Here is a 14,699-nt window from a genome sequence, read left to right on the forward strand (position 1 = left end):
GAATCTCATATGTTTGGTTATCAATGATATTCTTCCTTCGTCAGAATGACAAAAGCCAGATTGTTTGACTTTTGAGACAGCCTCTTTGCTCTTTTATGTAAGAGATTAAATTTTTTCTCCGTTCAGATACACTTCGTATCCGATTTCTACATTCGGTTCCAACGTTTTGGATACGGAACAGTATTTTTCAAAAGAAAGTTCCGCAGCCTTTTGTGCTTTTTTAGGATCAATTTCTCCTTCCAGAAGAAATTTAACGGTAATTGATTTAAAAGGTTTTGCATCCTCTACCTGTACTCTTTCTCCTTCTACCTCTGCCTGAAAACTTTTGATCTCCTGACGCTGCTTCTTTAAAATAGAAACTACATCAATTCCGCTGCATCCTGCCACAGCCATGAGTACACTTTCCATCGGGGAAACTCCTTTGGCTCCCGGCTGGGAAGTATTATCCAAAAGAATGGAGTTTCCCTGAGCGTTGGTACATTCAAATAAAAAGTCGTCGTTTATTCTGTTAAGTGTAATTTTCATTATTTATTGCTTATTGCTTCTACAAAGTTATAAAATTCCTCTCGCTTTTATCTCCAGATATTTATTGATAACATCGATATTCAAATTTTCAGGAAGGGTATATACTGTATAGATTCCATATTTGCGGAGTTCCTGGATGATCAGTTTCTTTTCAAACTCAAATTTTTCAGCAATGATTTCGTCGTAGATTTCCTGCGTACTTTCAGGATTTTTGTTGATCAGCGTCTGCAGTTCTGAATTTTTGAAGAATATCACTACCAGCAAGTGATTTTTAGCAATTCCGCGAAGATACTTCAGCTGCCGGTTCAGCCCGTCCAGGGTTTCAAAATTGGTAAAAAGCAGAATCAAGCTTCTTTGATTGATGGAATATTTTACGTCCTGATACAAACGGTTAAAATCACTTTCGAAGAAATCTGTTTTGATATTATAAAGAGCTTCAGAGATTTTCTTCAACTGTCCGGATTTATTATCAGCAGCAATTTTATTCTCCGCTTTTTTAGAAAATGTCATCATTCCGGCCCGGTCTCCTTTTCTTAAAATAATATGTGATAATGCCATCGTTGCATTGATGGAATAATCCAGTAAGCTTAATCCGTTGAAAGGCATTTTCATGGTTCGTCCTTTATCAATCAGCATAAAAATACGTTGTGATTTTTCATCCTGAAACTGGTTAACCATTAGACGATTCGTTTTGGAAGTGGCTTTCCAGTTGATCGTTCTGATATCATCTCCTGGTACATATTCTTTGATCTGTTCAAATTCCATGGTATGTCCCAGTTTTCTCACTCTCTTGATTCCGCCTAACAAAAATTCACTCTGAATGGCCATCAGCTCGTATTTTCTGAGATGAATAAAAGATGGATAAGAAGGAAGCATGGCATCTTTCTGGAAAATAAATCTTTTGGAGACGAATCCCAATGGTGAAGATGCATACACATTCAAACCTCCGAAATGATATTCTCCTCTTTCCTTGGGTTCTAATGAATATTGAAAAAATGTATTGGCTCCGGACGCAATCTGCTTCTCAATCAAGAAATCTCTTTTCTGAAACTGGAACGGAATTTCATCAATAATTTTAGTGGTTATGGTAAAGCTGTAATTGTTTTTAATATCAATTTTCACAAAGTTCTCATCTCCGTTAGAAAGCTTTTCCGGCAGAATTCTTTGAACCTGTAAGGCATTTTTTTGATTAATAATCAACAGAAAATCTACCATTGCGGCCAGAAAACATAGCAGAAGTACGATATGGGCAGCCCACATCAGTACCGGAAAGAAAAATGCAAGGACATACAGAATCCCCACTCCGATGAGTGCAAAAAAGAAACGTGTATTAATGTATAAGTTTTTCATGGGTTGGGTTGCAGGTTGCAGATGAAAGGGTTTAGAAATTATAATCCAAACTCTTCTCTCTACTAACCTATCTCGGTATTTCTATTCCTTCTAAAATCTGGCGGATAATTTCATCTGCGGTAAGACCTTCCATCTCTCTTTCCGGAGATACGATTACTCTGTGCCTTAAAACAGCGTAGCTTGCTTCTTTAATATCTTCAGGAGTTACAAAATCTCTTCCTCGTAATGCCGCAAATGCCTTTGATGCCGTAAGAAGTGCTAATGAAGCTCTTGGGGAAGCCCCTAAATATAAGAATTGGTTTTCTCTTGTATTGATGATAATTTTCGCAATATATTCCATCAATTGGGCTTCCACAATGATTTCTTTTACCAGATGCTGATAGTTTTTCAATTGTTCAGCTGTAATAACGCGGTTGATTCCTTCTGTTTTATCTTCTTTTTTACTTTCGTGCTGATTTTTAATGATCGCGATTTCCTGTTCAAGATTAGGATATCCTACATTGATTTTGAATAGAAAACGGTCCAGCTGCGCTTCCGGAAGTCTATACGTTCCTTCATGTTCGATCGGATTTTGAGTAGCGATCACCAGGAAAGGCTCTTCCAGAGTATAACGTGTTCCATCCATTGTGATCTGTCTTTCTTCCATAACTTCAAATAATGCAGACTGTGTTTTTGCCGGCGATCTGTTGATTTCATCAATCAGGATGAAATTGGAGAAGACAGGTCCTTTTTTAAATTCAAATTCTGAGTTTTTCACATTGAATACGGATGTTCCCAAAATATCAGAAGGCATAAGATCCGGTGTAAACTGGATTCTGCTGAAACCCACGTCTATGGTTTTGGCTAATAATTTTGCAGTGATTGTTTTCGCTACTCCCGGAACTCCTTCAATAAGAACGTGGCCGTTGGAAAGTAATGCGGCCAAAAGATGTTCAATCATCTTCTCCTGTCCTACGATCACTTTTCCGATCTCAGATTTTACTTTCTCCAGACTTGCACGAAGTTCTATCATATCGATTCTCGACTGAAACTGCTCTTCCTGTTTATTAAGATTGATAGCGCTTTGGTTTTCTATATTGGGGTTATCAAAGTTTTCCATAATAATTTTAATTTGTCTGTTTAACAATGCTTATCTACAATTAAATTTATACTAACGAGCTTAGATTTTAGCATTGAAAACTTTTATATGGTTAGGTTATTCTATTGTTATATTATTTAAGTATTTCATCAAGGAGCTTATTGATCCTTGTAAGATCTTCTTTCATTACGCTGGCGTAAGGATCCTGAGCTTTTTTGATAAGTGCCATAGCTTCATTGATCATTTCCATGGTTTTCCCGGTTTTCAAATGTAATTTTTTTGCAAATTCTTCATCTAAATGCTGGGTATCTATTAACAGATCCATTCTCACTTTGTTCAGAAAGTACTGAGCTTTCTTGGCCATCATATCATGAAAATCGCCTTCCTGAAGATACAGATTTCCAATGCTTTTCACAAAATCAAGGGAAGTATTTCTCAATGGTTCCGTTACAGGGACTATTCTTTGTTTTCTTTTTGCATTAAAGAAGATAAAAAGAATCAAGCCTCCTAAAAATATCCACCAAGCATATTTTAAAGCCGGATTTGACAATATAAATCTCATAAAAAACCGTGATTCAGAGCTTTTGTTTGAGACAAACCATAGGGTTTCCCTATCCTGAAGATATGAAAACACGTCCTGAGCGTATTTTACATTTCCGGGTTTCAGAAGATAATAATTCGTCAGAAAAAGTGGTTCCGCATGCGCATAGATGTATCCCCTACCAAACTTCACCTTAATAAAGTTCGCCTGATCTGTATTCTTTCTTTCTACCGTTTTTCCCAGTACTTCCACTCTGGGTTTAATGAATGAAAACCCTCTACCCGATGGGAATTTATCCAGCTTAATGAAATCATTCTGAAATTTTTTATCGGTAAGTTTCAATACATTTTCTTCTTCAAAAGAGATTTCAGAATCATAATATCCAATGCTGTCTGAAATTTCTTTAGGCATACGCGTCACCATCAGAAATGCGTCTGAGCCTTCAGATACCTGAGTCAGAATTTTATTCCAGGACTCTCTGTCAATATTATTTTCAATAACTACAATATTGTGAGGGGACTTTTTATGCTGGCTGTAGTATTCGTAGGGGATCTGCTCAATTTTTTTCAGATTATTTTTAAAAAGATCTTTAGCTTCATTATTAAAAACAAACAATCCAAAGGGAGACTTTTCATTGATATCAAAATTCTTCCGCCAGTCTGTTGTTTCTTTTTTGTTAACTTCAAGCAATGCCAGAACAATCATCACAATGACGAAAATTACAGCATATGTTTTGAAAGTTTTATTCATGGTTATTATTGTTATGGTTTAAATGCCTGATACTGATTTTTAAATTTCTGGTAGCTTTCTTCTTCAATATTGAACTCTCCGTACCAGACATAATCAAAAATATAAGACAGATTAGAGAAGTCATTTTTCAGATGAGGAGCTTTTAGCTCTGCGGCATAGTCCTTATTTGTTTTTTCAGGATTCCAATTAATCAGTTTCTTGTCACTCAGCTTTTTTAAGATAAACAGGAATTGGTAACGAACTGCAGAACGGTAATCTCCTGCAAGTTCAAATTTTGCGATACTTTCAGGAAAATTAATTTCGTGGATATTTTCATGAAGCTCCTGCACATTAAGCTCCAGTTTTTTATTCTTTTTACCAAAAATAAAATTTCCGTCTTTGCCCATGATATATCTGATGATGAAATAAAGCAGAAACCCAACAAGAATAATGGCAAAGAGACGAATAAGAACAGTCGTAAGTTCCGCCGACTTATTGAGTGCTGTATCTCCAAAGATTCCCTGTATAATCTGATTAATCTTCCGCATCAGTTTTTGAAAGAAAGATTCTCTCGGTTTTGAAACGGAGTAATCAAATTCATTTCCTTTATATCTGGACGGAATGTTTTCTTTGAATGTTTTGGGGTACACCTCATTCTCCGATACCGGATATTTCATCAGTACAGAATCTGCACGAAGCATATTCCTGTAATGTCCGGTTGTATATAATGAATCTGCCAGATCATCAGAAACCGGAGCATCATCCTGAGCCTGAACCAGCCCAAGAGAGAAAAAAAACAGTATGAAAAAAAGAATTTTATTCATTGATTCCAATCGTATCTATTTCTGCCAATTCTACTTTCTGGTGAAGATCTGTTCTGCTGTCATAATACATTAATCCCGCATTCACATACATCAGATTAGATAGAAAAAATGAAAGCAACATGGAAACTCCGTAGAATACAAAAAAAATGATTCCGGCAGTTCCGGTAAAAGGATTCTGTTCAAAATTTCCGTCCGGTGTAGAGGTAAGAAGCGATCCGTAAAAAAACATCATCGGGATAAATGTGAATATAGATGTTGCCATGTAAATGATAATAAACATTACAAAGGCAGATCCCCAATATTTCCAGAACGGAGATTTTTCACTTCCATGCGGGTAAGAAAACTGAGAACGCAAAGAATAACTCAGACTTCCCCAGAAGCCTCTGTCCGAATTAAAATAATCATACATCAGAAAGGTAGTAAAATTAAATATTGTTGGATAAAGCAACAGGATGAGAAACAACCCGATAATAATAAAAATCAGGATATAAGAAAAACCTACCACGAATAAAATTGCCGGAGTAACAATAAAGATCATTCCCAGACACAGCTTTACAATTCTACCGGCATTGTTTTTAAAGTCGCCAAGAATTTCATCTGTCTTTATTTTTTCTGCTCCCTGTGCAATTCTTTTTAAGTAAAAAACTGGATACAGATAATTGACAATCATCAGAATCATAAAAAGCAGGAAAGTCAGTAATCCTACTGTAATCAGCATTCCGGAATTTTCTGCAAAATACTGTTCAAAATAATAGGTTTCTCCTCCAAGATTGGATCCGAATATCTGTGAAAAGAGCTCTTTATACCCGAAAATCACCACAGTTACCATTAAAATCAAAAGCAAACCATTGATCAGGATATAATTTTTAAAATAATTCTTCCCGTATAATTTGAAAAAATTGAAACTGTCACTGATGAAAGTTCCAAAATCTCTTTTTTTATAAAATTGCATCATGAATGTGTTTATTAGTTTTTTTATAGACAACTGACGGATATACAAAATAGTAGAATCCGACAATTACCAGTGAGCCTAAAATAATGATCAAATTTAAAAACAAAGGCATCTTCAAAGCATGCCTTGTAACGTAACCTTCTATAATCCCTGCACAAATGGTGAAAGGAACCGTACTCAAAAATATTTTAAATGAATCTTTAAATCCTTTTTTAAAAGAATTAAATCTCGAAAACGTTCTCGGAAATAAGATAGAAGCTCCCAGGATCAATCCGCACATGGCTTCCACCACCATGGCAAAAATTTCAAAGACTCCATGAAGCCATATTCCTCTTGCACTCTCTTTCAATGCACCATAATCATAGAAAAAATATTGAAAAGCCCCCAGCATCACACTGTTGGAAAGCAAAGCGAATAATGTTCCCACTCCTCCGGCAATGCCGTAAATGTACAACTTCGCTCCTACCTGAATATTATTAAAAATAATCCCGATCGTACTTCCCCAGGTACTTCCGCTCTGATAAACCCCTACAGCGTTATTGTTTTTAATGTTTTCAACAGTTTCATTAACATATCCTTCACCCAGGATAATATTCACAAAGCTTTTATCATAAACAGCAGAAAGTACTCCTATTGAGGTAAATAAAATGAAAAAGAGAAACGCATACATCAGATATCTCCGGTACTGATACATCAGCAGCGGAACTTCCGTTTTGAAAAAATATACCAGCCTGTTCTCCTCCACCCTTTTTGTTTTATAGATCTTCTGAAAAATCTGGGCAGATAAATGATTCAGATAAACGGTAGTATTGCTTTTGGGATAATAAGTCTGGGCAAAAGAAAGATCGTTGATCAGGTTTATATACAGTGAAGACAGGTCATCAGGATTTTTTTTTATTTTCCCTTGAATAACCTGTTCGATTCCCAACCATTTTTCTTTATTTTGTTTAATGAAATAAACTTCTCTCATAATTGTTAAGGCTAAAATAATAAAAAATATGTCTCAAATTGCGATAAATACCTCACAAAATGTAAATATTAATTTTAATATTGCTGGTGTAGGAGAAAGGATGCTTGCCTTTATTATTGATCTTCTGATCAGGATTGCCTACGTGGTAATTATCCTGTATCTGTTCTTCAATATTTTTGATTTGGGATATCTTTTAGAGGGTCTTGACAGCTGGTCAATACAGGCTGTATATCTTGTCCTTACCTTTCCTGTTTATATTTATCCCCTTGTAATGGAAAGCTTGATGGAAGGTCAGACTCCTGGTAAAAAGCTCATGAAAATCAAAGTAGTGAAGATTGACGGTTACCAGGCAAGCTTCGCTGATTATATGATCCGGTGGGTCTTCAGAATTGTAGATGTTTCATTTGCCGGAGTAGTAGGACTTATTTCTATGATTGTTTCTAAAAATAATCAGCGTTTGGGTGACATAGCTTCCGGAACAGCTGTTATTTCTCTAAAGAACAACATCAATATTTCTCATACAATCCTGGAGAATATCCATGAAAATTATATTCCTTCTTTCCCTCAGGTGATTGCTTTGAGTGATAACGACATGAGAATCATCAAAGATAATTATACCAAAGCTCTAAAAGTAGACGACCGCCAGATCATCAGTAAACTGTCTGAAAAAATCAAAAGCATTCTGAAACTGGAAATAGATCCCACTAAAATGACGGAAAGACAGTTCATCAATGTTATTATCAAAGATTACAACTATTATACAGGAAAAGACAATTAGTAGAGTTGATCGTCAATTTTGCTTCGCAAGTGAACGGTTAATTTAAAAATGTTGAAAAATTAACAGCAAAGCCTATTCTCTATTGCTTATTGCTTATTGCTTATTGCTTACGCAAAGCTCGGTGCAATTTTTGTATATTTATCATTAAAGTCCTGAATCATGAAATTTGAAAACAATAAATCCGGAAACGGCGGAGTTCTTACTCTAAACAATGAAACAAAAGAAGTAGGGAGACTTACCTATACAATTTTCCCTGAAGATCATAAATTCATTATTTCTTTTGTATTGGTACACCCTGAATTCGAAGGGAGAGGAATGGGAAAATTTTTAGTGGAAGAAGCCATCAAATTTGCCAGAGAAAACAATTGGAAAGTATATCCGCACTGTTCCTATGCAAGATCTGTGATGATGAGAATGAGTGATGTGGACGATATATTTTTAAAGAATTAAAACTTCGTTGAGCAGGATATCTTCAATATCATCCGGATAATCTACTTTTAGATGATGATCGGAAGCTACCCACTCCATAATTTCCTGAAGACTTAAAACCTTGGAATTGGGTATTCCCATTTTGTCAAGAGCACATGCATTGCATTCCTGTTCATATTGATTGTGGATAGGAATTACGAAAAGTTTTTTATCCATAAACAATGCTTCTGCCGGACTTTCAAAACCTGCGTTGCACAAAACCCCTTCACAGCCTTCAAAGTATTTCAAATACTGAGTTTCATCAATAGGAAATACTTCCACGTTTTTCACCCTTACCTGTACTTTGCTGTATTTTGAAAATACTTTCCACTCCACAGGAATTTTTCTTAAAACCTTAATAATATTCTCATCTGCAAAACTGGGAAGATAAACAAGATAATATCCCTGTTTATAAGGATTCAGATTTCTGATCTTTCTTCTGATTACAGGTTTTTTGATCTGTGGATGATAATTTTCAAAATGGAATCCTATTTTTCTTTCGCTGGGAACATAATATTTAAGAATCATTTCCCCCAGAAAATCTTTTTCCTTTGGTTTGGGGGTTTCAGGAAAACTCATGGAAGCCTGGTGGCTGAGTTCTATCATTGGCAGCTTTTTCAGCTTGGAAGCCCAACCTGTCAGAGGTTCATAATCATTAATAATTAAATCATACTGTGACAGTTCCAGCTCCCTGATTGTTTTAGCTGCTTCAAAGAATTTATTTTCGGTAAATGTTTTTCGGTAAGATAAGCCTCCTGTCTTATTATAGAGAAGAGAAATACCTTTGTATTGAAAATTAATATCAAAATCAGCCTTCAATTGCGATTGATGACCACTGATCAGGGTATCCACAGATGCATGTTTTTTGAGAAGAGGAATGATTTCCTGTGCTCGGGCGACATGCCCGTTTCCAGTACCCTGGAATGCATACAAAATCTTCATTTAGGAAAAGTTGGTTACAATCTTTAAAAGAGCTGAATTATCCATCTCCTGGATTTCTTCTGCTTCATCATCTTTCAGTAAATGTTTATGCTCATCGTAATAAAAAATACTCCATTGTTTATCATGATACTCCAAAGCAGAAAGATTTTCTATCCAGTCACCGGAATTCAAATAAGTACAGGATCCTTTTTTATTAACTACCTCACGAATCTGAGGCTGGTGGATATGCCCGCACACCACATAATCATATTGGTTGTCAATAGCCAGCTCAGAAGCCGTCAATTCAAAATCTCCGATATATTTTACCGCTTTTTTCACATTGTTTTTTATCTTCTTTGAAAATGAGTATTTCTCTTTACCCATTTTTTCTAAGAACCAATTTACAACATTATTGATAATAATCAGAAGGTCATAACCTTTTCCGCCGAGTTTGGCGATCCATTTTGAGTGCTGGACGGATGCATCGAAAACATCCCCGTGAAAAATCCAGGTTTTTTTCTGATCGATATTCAGACAGATTTTATTACAGACTTTAAGTTTTCCCAGTTCAAAATCTGTGAACTTACGGAACATTTCGTCATGATTGCCTGTAATATAATAGACATCTGTGTTCTTGGTAGCTAATGAAAGAATCTTTCTGATTACTTTCAAATGAGGTTTAGGGAAGTAAGACTTTTTAAATTGCCAGATATCAATAATATCACCGTTTAAAACTAAAGTTTTAGGCTGGATAGAATTGAGGTATCTCAACAGTTCTTTAGCCTTACATCCATAAGTTCCCAAATGAACATCCGATATAACAACTAATTCAACGTTTCTTTTCATAGTTTTGTACAAAGAAACTAATTGAAAATTAACTGTATATGAATGCTATATTATTTTTTATAAAGAGTTCATCAGCTCTTCAGTAATTTCCATATTGTGATAAACGTTCTGCACATCATCATCCTCTTCGAAACGCTCAAGCATTTTCATATTCGCTTTGAACTGTTCTGCGTTTACTTCTTTTGTATTATTTGGAATTCTTTGAAGTTCTGCACTTTTTGCTTCAATTCCCAGCGAATCCAATTTGTGAGATAAAGAACCAAAATCTTCAAAAGCTGTGGTAATCATTACTTCTTCTTCATCTTTTTCTACATCTTCTGCTCCTCCGTCAATCATTTCCATTTCGAAATCATCCCAATCCATTTTGATCTGAGCCAAATCTATTGTAAAAATTCCTTTTCTGTCGAAAATAAATGCTAATTCACCATTTTTACCAAGGTTACCGTCAAACTTGTTGAAAATAGCCCTTACGTTGGCTACAGTTCTTGTTGTATTGTTTGTAGTACATTCTACAAAAAATGCAACACCACCTTGTCCATAACCTTCATAAGTGATTTCTTCATAGTTTTCTGCATCTGCACCACTCGCTTTCTTAATGGCTCTTTCAACATTATCCTTAGGCATATTAGCCCCTTTTGCGTTCTGGATACATCTTCTCAACGCGGGATTGGATTCCGGATCTGTTCCACCTGCTTTTACAGCCAGTGCAATATCTTTTCCTATTTTAGAGAATGTCTTGGCCATTTTATCCCATCTGGCCATTTTAGAAGCTTTTCTATATTCAAATGCTCTTCCCATTTTAATTTTTAAATTTCCAACAAAATTACTCAAAAGTCAACAAAAAAAAAATACCTCCAATCAAATTGGAGGTATTCATTATTTAGAAAAATTAATTATTTTTTCTTTTTAGCCGGAGCTTTCTTAGCACCTTTCTTAACCGCTTTTTTAGCTGGTTTAGCTACAGTTAAGTCATTTTTCTTGTAAGTATCCCACTCAGCACCTGAGATAGCTCTTACGATAACTTTTCTGTCTTTTTGTCTTTCAGCATCAGATGCAGTTGCAGGAACAGTAGCTTCCTGAGAACCAATACCGATAGATTTCAATGTTGCAGGGTTTACTCCTCTAGCTTCTAAAGCACTTACTACAGCAGCAGCTCTTTCTCTTGAAAGTTTCAAGTTGTAAGCAGCAGCACCTTTAGCATCTGTCATACCTACTACAACAAAGTTTTCAGCCGGAGCATCTTTGATGATCTTAGCAGCACTGTCTAATTTTTCGTTAGACTGAGGTCTGATTGTAGCTTTGTTGAAATCAAATAAGATATCTTTCAATGCTTCAGTAGCAACGATAGCTGTAGGATCTTTTGGTTTAGGACATCCGTTGTATTCTGGAAGACCTGGAACAGTAGGACAAGCATCATCTTTATCTAAGATACCGTCATTATCTGTATCTGGCCAAGGACAACCGTTGTTTTCTTTTGGACCTGCTACAGTAGGACAAGCATCATCTTTATCGATTACACCGTCACCGTCAGTATCTGGCCAAGGGCATCCGTTGTTTTCAACCGGACCAGCCACTTCTGGACATTGATCGTCTTTATCTGGAACTCCGTCACCGTCAGTATCAGGACATCCTTGGAATTCTGGTAAACCTGGAGTATCTGGACAAAGGTCATCTTTATCTAGGATACCATCCTTATCTCTGTCTCTGTTTCCGAATCTGAATAAGATAGAAGCAGAAGCCTGCCAGAAGTTAGCCACTGTAGAGTGGTCACCTGGAGTTGATACATAATCACCCTGAACACCAAGACCGAAGTTTTTAGTTACCCAGAAGTTAGCACCAGCACCTGTAGCCACAGTAAAGTGGTTAGCTTTACCGTTTTCGTTACCATCCTTACCGTTAACAACGTTTTCAATCGGGTTACCGTTAGCATCAACAGATGTTCTAGGGAAAGTAAGAGCTGTATAGTCATGTCTTAAGTAGTTAGCACCAACTCTTAAATATGGATCAAACCAAGATTCTTCGTTCCATAAAAGACCTGCAGCGTGAGCCTGGAAACCAAGACCTGTCATTAGGAAAAATTCTTTCCCCATGTTGAATCTTTTGTTTTCAACATTTCCAACAGAAGTTTGCCAGTCAATTACTAAACCTTTACCAATATTTCTAGCAACAGTTAGCTTAGATAGTGGAGGTGTAATAGAAAAGTTGTTCACATTGAACATACTTTTTGTCAAATTGTTAGCAGAGAACGTATTACTGAAGTTACTTCTTGCTGCTACGTGGTTTTCAGCATGAGCACCAACTCCGATTAACCACGGATTGTTGGTAGTCTGTGCGAAAACAGTAGAGGCAACAGTAAGCGCCAATGCTGAAATTCCTAATTTTAGATTTTTCATAGAATTAAATGATTAAATAATTGATAATGCAAAATAAATATAATTTTTCTTTATACACAAAGTTTTTCAAATGATTTTTAACTTTTCTTTAATATTCTGTCGAGGTTTCGTTTATTTTCTCTATCTTTTATCGCCTCTCTTTTATCGAAAAGTTTTTTCCCTCTACCAAGCGCTATCAGCACCTTTGCTTTACCTCGGTCAGTGATATATAATTTTAAAGGTACTATGGTATTCCCGGCATCCTTTAACTTTTTTTCAAGTTTTTGTAATTCTTTTTTGTGCAAGAGCAATTTCCGTTCCCTTTTTGTTTTATGATTGTAAAAAGTTCCTAATTTATATTCATCAATCATCATGTTGATGATGTACAATTCCCCATCAATAAACTGACAGAAGGATTCTGTGATAGATGCTTTGGAAGAACGCAAAGATTTTATTTCTGTACCCGTCAAAACCATTCCGGCTTCATACTCTTCAAGAATTTCATATTCAAAACGGGCTCTTTTATTTAATATGCTAACTGTTTTCTCAATCTTCATCATTTTAAAATTTCGTTAATGGAATATATAAAAAATACCATACATTTAAAAACTTGACTACTATATTATTACAAAATACCCAAATTCTTTTCGTATTTTTGCGCCAAATTTACAAAACTATATGTTAACAGTATCTAACTTATCTTTACAATTCGGGAAAAGAGTTCTTTTTGACGAGGTAAATATTATGTTTACCAAAGGAAACTGCTACGGAATCATCGGAGCAAACGGTGCGGGAAAGTCTACATTCCTGAAAATACTAACAGGAAAGCAGGATCCTACAACAGGAAATGTATCTCTGGAACCGGGGAAAAGAATGTCAGTTTTGGAACAGGATCACTTTGCTTACGATCAGTTTACTGTTCTTGAAGCTGTTTTAAGAGGTAATAAGAAATTATTTGAGATAAAAGAGGAAATGGATGCGTTATACGCAAAAGAAGATTTCTCTGACGAAGACGGTATTAAAGCCGGGGAACTAGGTGTAATTTATGACGAAATGGGTGGATGGACTGCAGAATCTGATGCTCAGACCATGCTTTCTAACGTAGGAATCACAGATGATATGCACTGGCAGTTAATGAGTGAACTTGAGAACAAAGACAAAGTAAAAGTTCTTTTGGCTCAGGCACTTTTCGGAAATCCTGATGTATTGATTCTGGATGAGCCTACCAACGACCTTGATATTGACACCATCTCATGGCTTGAAGACTTCCTTGCTGATTATGAAAACACTGTAATCGTTGTATCTCACGACCGTCACTTCCTTGACACGGTTTGTACACACATCGGTGACCTGGATTATTCTAAGCTTAACCTATATACAGGGAACTACTCTTTCTGGTACCAGGCTTCTCAATTGGCAACAAGACAAAGAGCTCAGGCCAATAAGAAAGCAGAAGAGAAGAAAAAAGAACTTCAGGACTTCATTGCAAGATTCAGCTCTAACGTTGCTAAGGCAAAACAGGCAACTGCAAGAAAGAAAATGATCGACAAATTAAATATTGACGATATTAAGCCTTCTTCCAGAAGATATCCTGCTATTATTTTCGAGATGGAGAGAGAAGCTGGAGATCAGATTTTAGATGTAAAAGGTCTTGAAAAAACTAAAGATGGAGAATTATTATTCTCTAATATTGATTTAAATCTTAAAAAAGGAGATAAAGTAGCTGTACTTTCCAAAAACTCTTTAGCCATTACAGAATTCTTCGAAATTCTTGCCGGAAATGTTGAAGCGGACAAAGGTACGGTTGCATGGGGAGTAACGACCAACCAGTCTCACATGCCATTGGATAACACCAATTTCTTCCAGGAAGACATGAGTTTGGTTGACTGGTTGAGACAGTTTACAAAGAACGACGAAGAACGTCACGAAGAATTCGTAAGAGGATTCTTGGGAAGAATGCTATTCTCAGGGGATGAAGCGCTGAAATCCTGTAAAGTACTTTCAGGAGGTGAAAAAATGAGATGTATGTTCAGTAGAATGATGCTTCAAAAAGCAAATGTTCTTTTATTAGATGAACCTACCAACCACTTAGACCTTGAGAGTATCACTACTTTGAACAACTCTTTATCTAACTTCAAAGGAAATCTTTTACTGGCATCCCATGACCACGAAATGCTTTCAACAGTCTGTAACAGAATTATTGAACTGACTCCTACCGGAATCATCGATAGAGAAATGACTTATGACGAATACCTTGCTGATAAAAAGGTAAAAGAATTAAGAGAGAAAATGTATTCTTAATCTGAACAACATTAAAATTTATATAAAAATACCTCAAAACAATG

15 protein-coding genes are annotated in these 14,699 nt (G+C 35.9%); 3 read left to right on the forward strand and 12 right to left on the reverse strand.

Annotated features, from left to right (window positions below):
• Positions 1-105: 105 nt before the first annotated feature.
• The 7 genes from C8D70_RS03360 to C8D70_RS03390 all read right to left on the reverse strand — a co-directional run bounded on the left by C8D70_RS03360 (position 106) and on the right by C8D70_RS03390 (position 6,969).
• Entirely contained in the window at positions 106-525 is a 420-nt protein-coding gene (locus C8D70_RS03360) for an OsmC family protein (protein ID WP_110366396.1), read from the reverse strand.
• A gap of 27 nt (positions 526-552) precedes the next feature.
• The gene (locus tag C8D70_RS03365) at positions 553-1,875 is read right to left on the reverse strand and encodes a DUF58 domain-containing protein (protein ID WP_110366397.1); all 1,323 of its coding nucleotides are present in this window, start codon (positions 1,873-1,875) and stop codon (positions 553-555) included.
• Between the two features lie 67 nt (positions 1,876-1,942).
• A complete protein-coding gene (locus C8D70_RS03370) occupies positions 1,943-2,974 on the reverse strand; it encodes an AAA family ATPase (RefSeq protein WP_181416089.1) in 1,032 nt (343 codons plus the stop codon).
• A gap of 112 nt (positions 2,975-3,086) precedes the next feature.
• Positions 3,087-4,244, reverse strand: coding sequence for a hypothetical protein (locus C8D70_RS03375; RefSeq protein ID WP_110366398.1), 1,158 nt, complete (start codon positions 4,242-4,244; stop codon positions 3,087-3,089).
• An 11-nt stretch (positions 4,245-4,255) separates the two neighbouring features.
• Positions 4,256-5,047 carry a DUF4129 domain-containing protein gene (locus tag C8D70_RS03380; protein WP_110366399.1) on the reverse strand — a complete coding sequence of 264 codons (792 nt, stop codon included), beginning with the start codon at positions 5,045-5,047 and terminating at the stop codon, positions 4,256-4,258.
• On the reverse strand, positions 5,040-6,002 hold the full coding sequence (locus C8D70_RS03385) for a DUF4013 domain-containing protein (RefSeq protein WP_110366400.1): 963 nt from the start codon (positions 6,000-6,002) through the stop codon (positions 5,040-5,042). Before C8D70_RS03385 ends, C8D70_RS03380 begins: the two co-directional genes overlap by 8 nt.
• Positions 5,986-6,969: a stage II sporulation protein M gene (locus C8D70_RS03390; protein ID WP_110366401.1), complete on the reverse strand. Its 984-nt coding sequence runs from the start codon at positions 6,967-6,969 to the stop codon at positions 5,986-5,988. The genes C8D70_RS03385 and C8D70_RS03390 overlap by 17 nt, the downstream gene beginning before the upstream one ends.
• A gap of 28 nt (positions 6,970-6,997) precedes the next feature.
• Here C8D70_RS03390 and C8D70_RS03395 point away from each other — a divergent pair, with 28 nt between their 5' ends.
• Positions 6,998-7,747 (forward strand): RDD family protein, encoded by a 750-nt coding sequence (locus C8D70_RS03395; protein WP_076596960.1) that lies wholly within the window; start codon positions 6,998-7,000, stop codon positions 7,745-7,747.
• A 159-nt stretch (positions 7,748-7,906) separates the two neighbouring features.
• Positions 7,907-8,197: a GNAT family N-acetyltransferase gene (locus C8D70_RS03400; RefSeq protein WP_062673684.1), complete on the forward strand. Its 291-nt coding sequence runs from the start codon at positions 7,907-7,909 to the stop codon at positions 8,195-8,197.
• Here C8D70_RS03400 and C8D70_RS03405 read toward each other — a convergent pair.
• The 5 genes from C8D70_RS03405 to smpB all read right to left on the reverse strand — a co-directional run bounded on the left by C8D70_RS03405 (position 8,186) and on the right by smpB (position 12,911).
• Positions 8,186-9,157, reverse strand: coding sequence for a glycosyltransferase family protein (locus C8D70_RS03405; protein ID WP_110366402.1), 972 nt, complete (start codon positions 9,155-9,157; stop codon positions 8,186-8,188). The genes C8D70_RS03400 and C8D70_RS03405 overlap by 12 nt on opposite strands.
• On the reverse strand, positions 9,158-9,982 hold the full coding sequence (locus C8D70_RS03410) for a UDP-2,3-diacylglucosamine diphosphatase (protein ID WP_110366403.1): 825 nt from the start codon (positions 9,980-9,982) through the stop codon (positions 9,158-9,160).
• 57 nt (positions 9,983-10,039) lie between these two features.
• The gene (locus C8D70_RS03415) at positions 10,040-10,780 is read right to left on the reverse strand and encodes a YebC/PmpR family DNA-binding transcriptional regulator (RefSeq protein WP_110366404.1); all 741 of its coding nucleotides are present in this window, start codon (positions 10,778-10,780) and stop codon (positions 10,040-10,042) included.
• Positions 10,781-10,875: 95 nt separating this feature from the next.
• Positions 10,876-12,375, reverse strand: coding sequence for an OmpA family protein (locus C8D70_RS03420; RefSeq protein WP_110366405.1), 1,500 nt, complete (start codon positions 12,373-12,375; stop codon positions 10,876-10,878).
• A 77-nt stretch (positions 12,376-12,452) separates the two neighbouring features.
• Positions 12,453-12,911, reverse strand: coding sequence for an SsrA-binding protein SmpB (gene smpB, locus C8D70_RS03425; protein ID WP_076597029.1), 459 nt, complete (start codon positions 12,909-12,911; stop codon positions 12,453-12,455).
• Positions 12,912-13,032: 121 nt separating this feature from the next.
• Here smpB and C8D70_RS03430 point away from each other — a divergent pair, with 121 nt between their 5' ends.
• The gene (locus tag C8D70_RS03430; protein ID WP_076596965.1) at positions 13,033-14,655 is read left to right on the forward strand and encodes an ABC-F family ATP-binding cassette domain-containing protein; all 1,623 of its coding nucleotides are present in this window, start codon (positions 13,033-13,035) and stop codon (positions 14,653-14,655) included.
• The last annotated feature ends 44 nt before the right edge of the window (positions 14,656-14,699 follow it).

Origin of the sequence: Chryseobacterium sp. CBTAP 102 (assembly GCF_003201365.1) — a bacterium.
Lineage (GTDB): Bacteria > Bacteroidota > Bacteroidia > Flavobacteriales > Weeksellaceae > Chryseobacterium > Chryseobacterium candidae.

Bases quoted from the DNA above. Each gene is read 5' to 3' on its own strand.
- C8D70_RS03360 (WP_110366396.1), bottom strand. From the start codon at position 525: ATGAAAATTACACTTAACAGAATAAACGACGACTTTTTATTTGAATGT.
- C8D70_RS03365 (WP_110366397.1), bottom strand. From the start codon at position 1,875: ATGAAAAACTTATACATTAATACACGTTTCTTTTTTGCACTCATCGGA.
- C8D70_RS03370 (WP_181416089.1), bottom strand. From the start codon at position 2,974: ATGGAAAACTTTGATAACCCCAATATAGAAAACCAAAGCGCTATCAAT.
- C8D70_RS03375 (WP_110366398.1), bottom strand. From the start codon at position 4,244: ATGAATAAAACTTTCAAAACATATGCTGTAATTTTCGTCATTGTGATG.
- C8D70_RS03380 (WP_110366399.1), bottom strand. From the start codon at position 5,047: ATGAATAAAATTCTTTTTTTCATACTGTTTTTTTTCTCTCTTGGGCTG.
- C8D70_RS03385 (WP_110366400.1), bottom strand. From the start codon at position 6,002: ATGATGCAATTTTATAAAAAAAGAGATTTTGGAACTTTCATCAGTGAC.
- C8D70_RS03390 (WP_110366401.1), bottom strand. From the start codon at position 6,969: ATGAGAGAAGTTTATTTCATTAAACAAAATAAAGAAAAATGGTTGGGA.
- C8D70_RS03395 (WP_076596960.1), top strand. From the start codon at position 6,998: ATGTCTCAAATTGCGATAAATACCTCACAAAATGTAAATATTAATTTT.
- C8D70_RS03400 (WP_062673684.1), top strand. From the start codon at position 7,907: ATGAAATTTGAAAACAATAAATCCGGAAACGGCGGAGTTCTTACTCTA.
- C8D70_RS03405 (WP_110366402.1), bottom strand. From the start codon at position 9,157: ATGAAGATTTTGTATGCATTCCAGGGTACTGGAAACGGGCATGTCGCC.
- C8D70_RS03410 (WP_110366403.1), bottom strand. From the start codon at position 9,982: ATGAAAAGAAACGTTGAATTAGTTGTTATATCGGATGTTCATTTGGGA.
- C8D70_RS03415 (WP_110366404.1), bottom strand. From the start codon at position 10,780: ATGGGAAGAGCATTTGAATATAGAAAAGCTTCTAAAATGGCCAGATGG.
- C8D70_RS03420 (WP_110366405.1), bottom strand. From the start codon at position 12,375: ATGAAAAATCTAAAATTAGGAATTTCAGCATTGGCGCTTACTGTTGCC.
- smpB (WP_076597029.1), bottom strand. From the start codon at position 12,911: ATGAAGATTGAGAAAACAGTTAGCATATTAAATAAAAGAGCCCGTTTT.
- C8D70_RS03430 (WP_076596965.1), top strand. From the start codon at position 13,033: ATGTTAACAGTATCTAACTTATCTTTACAATTCGGGAAAAGAGTTCTT.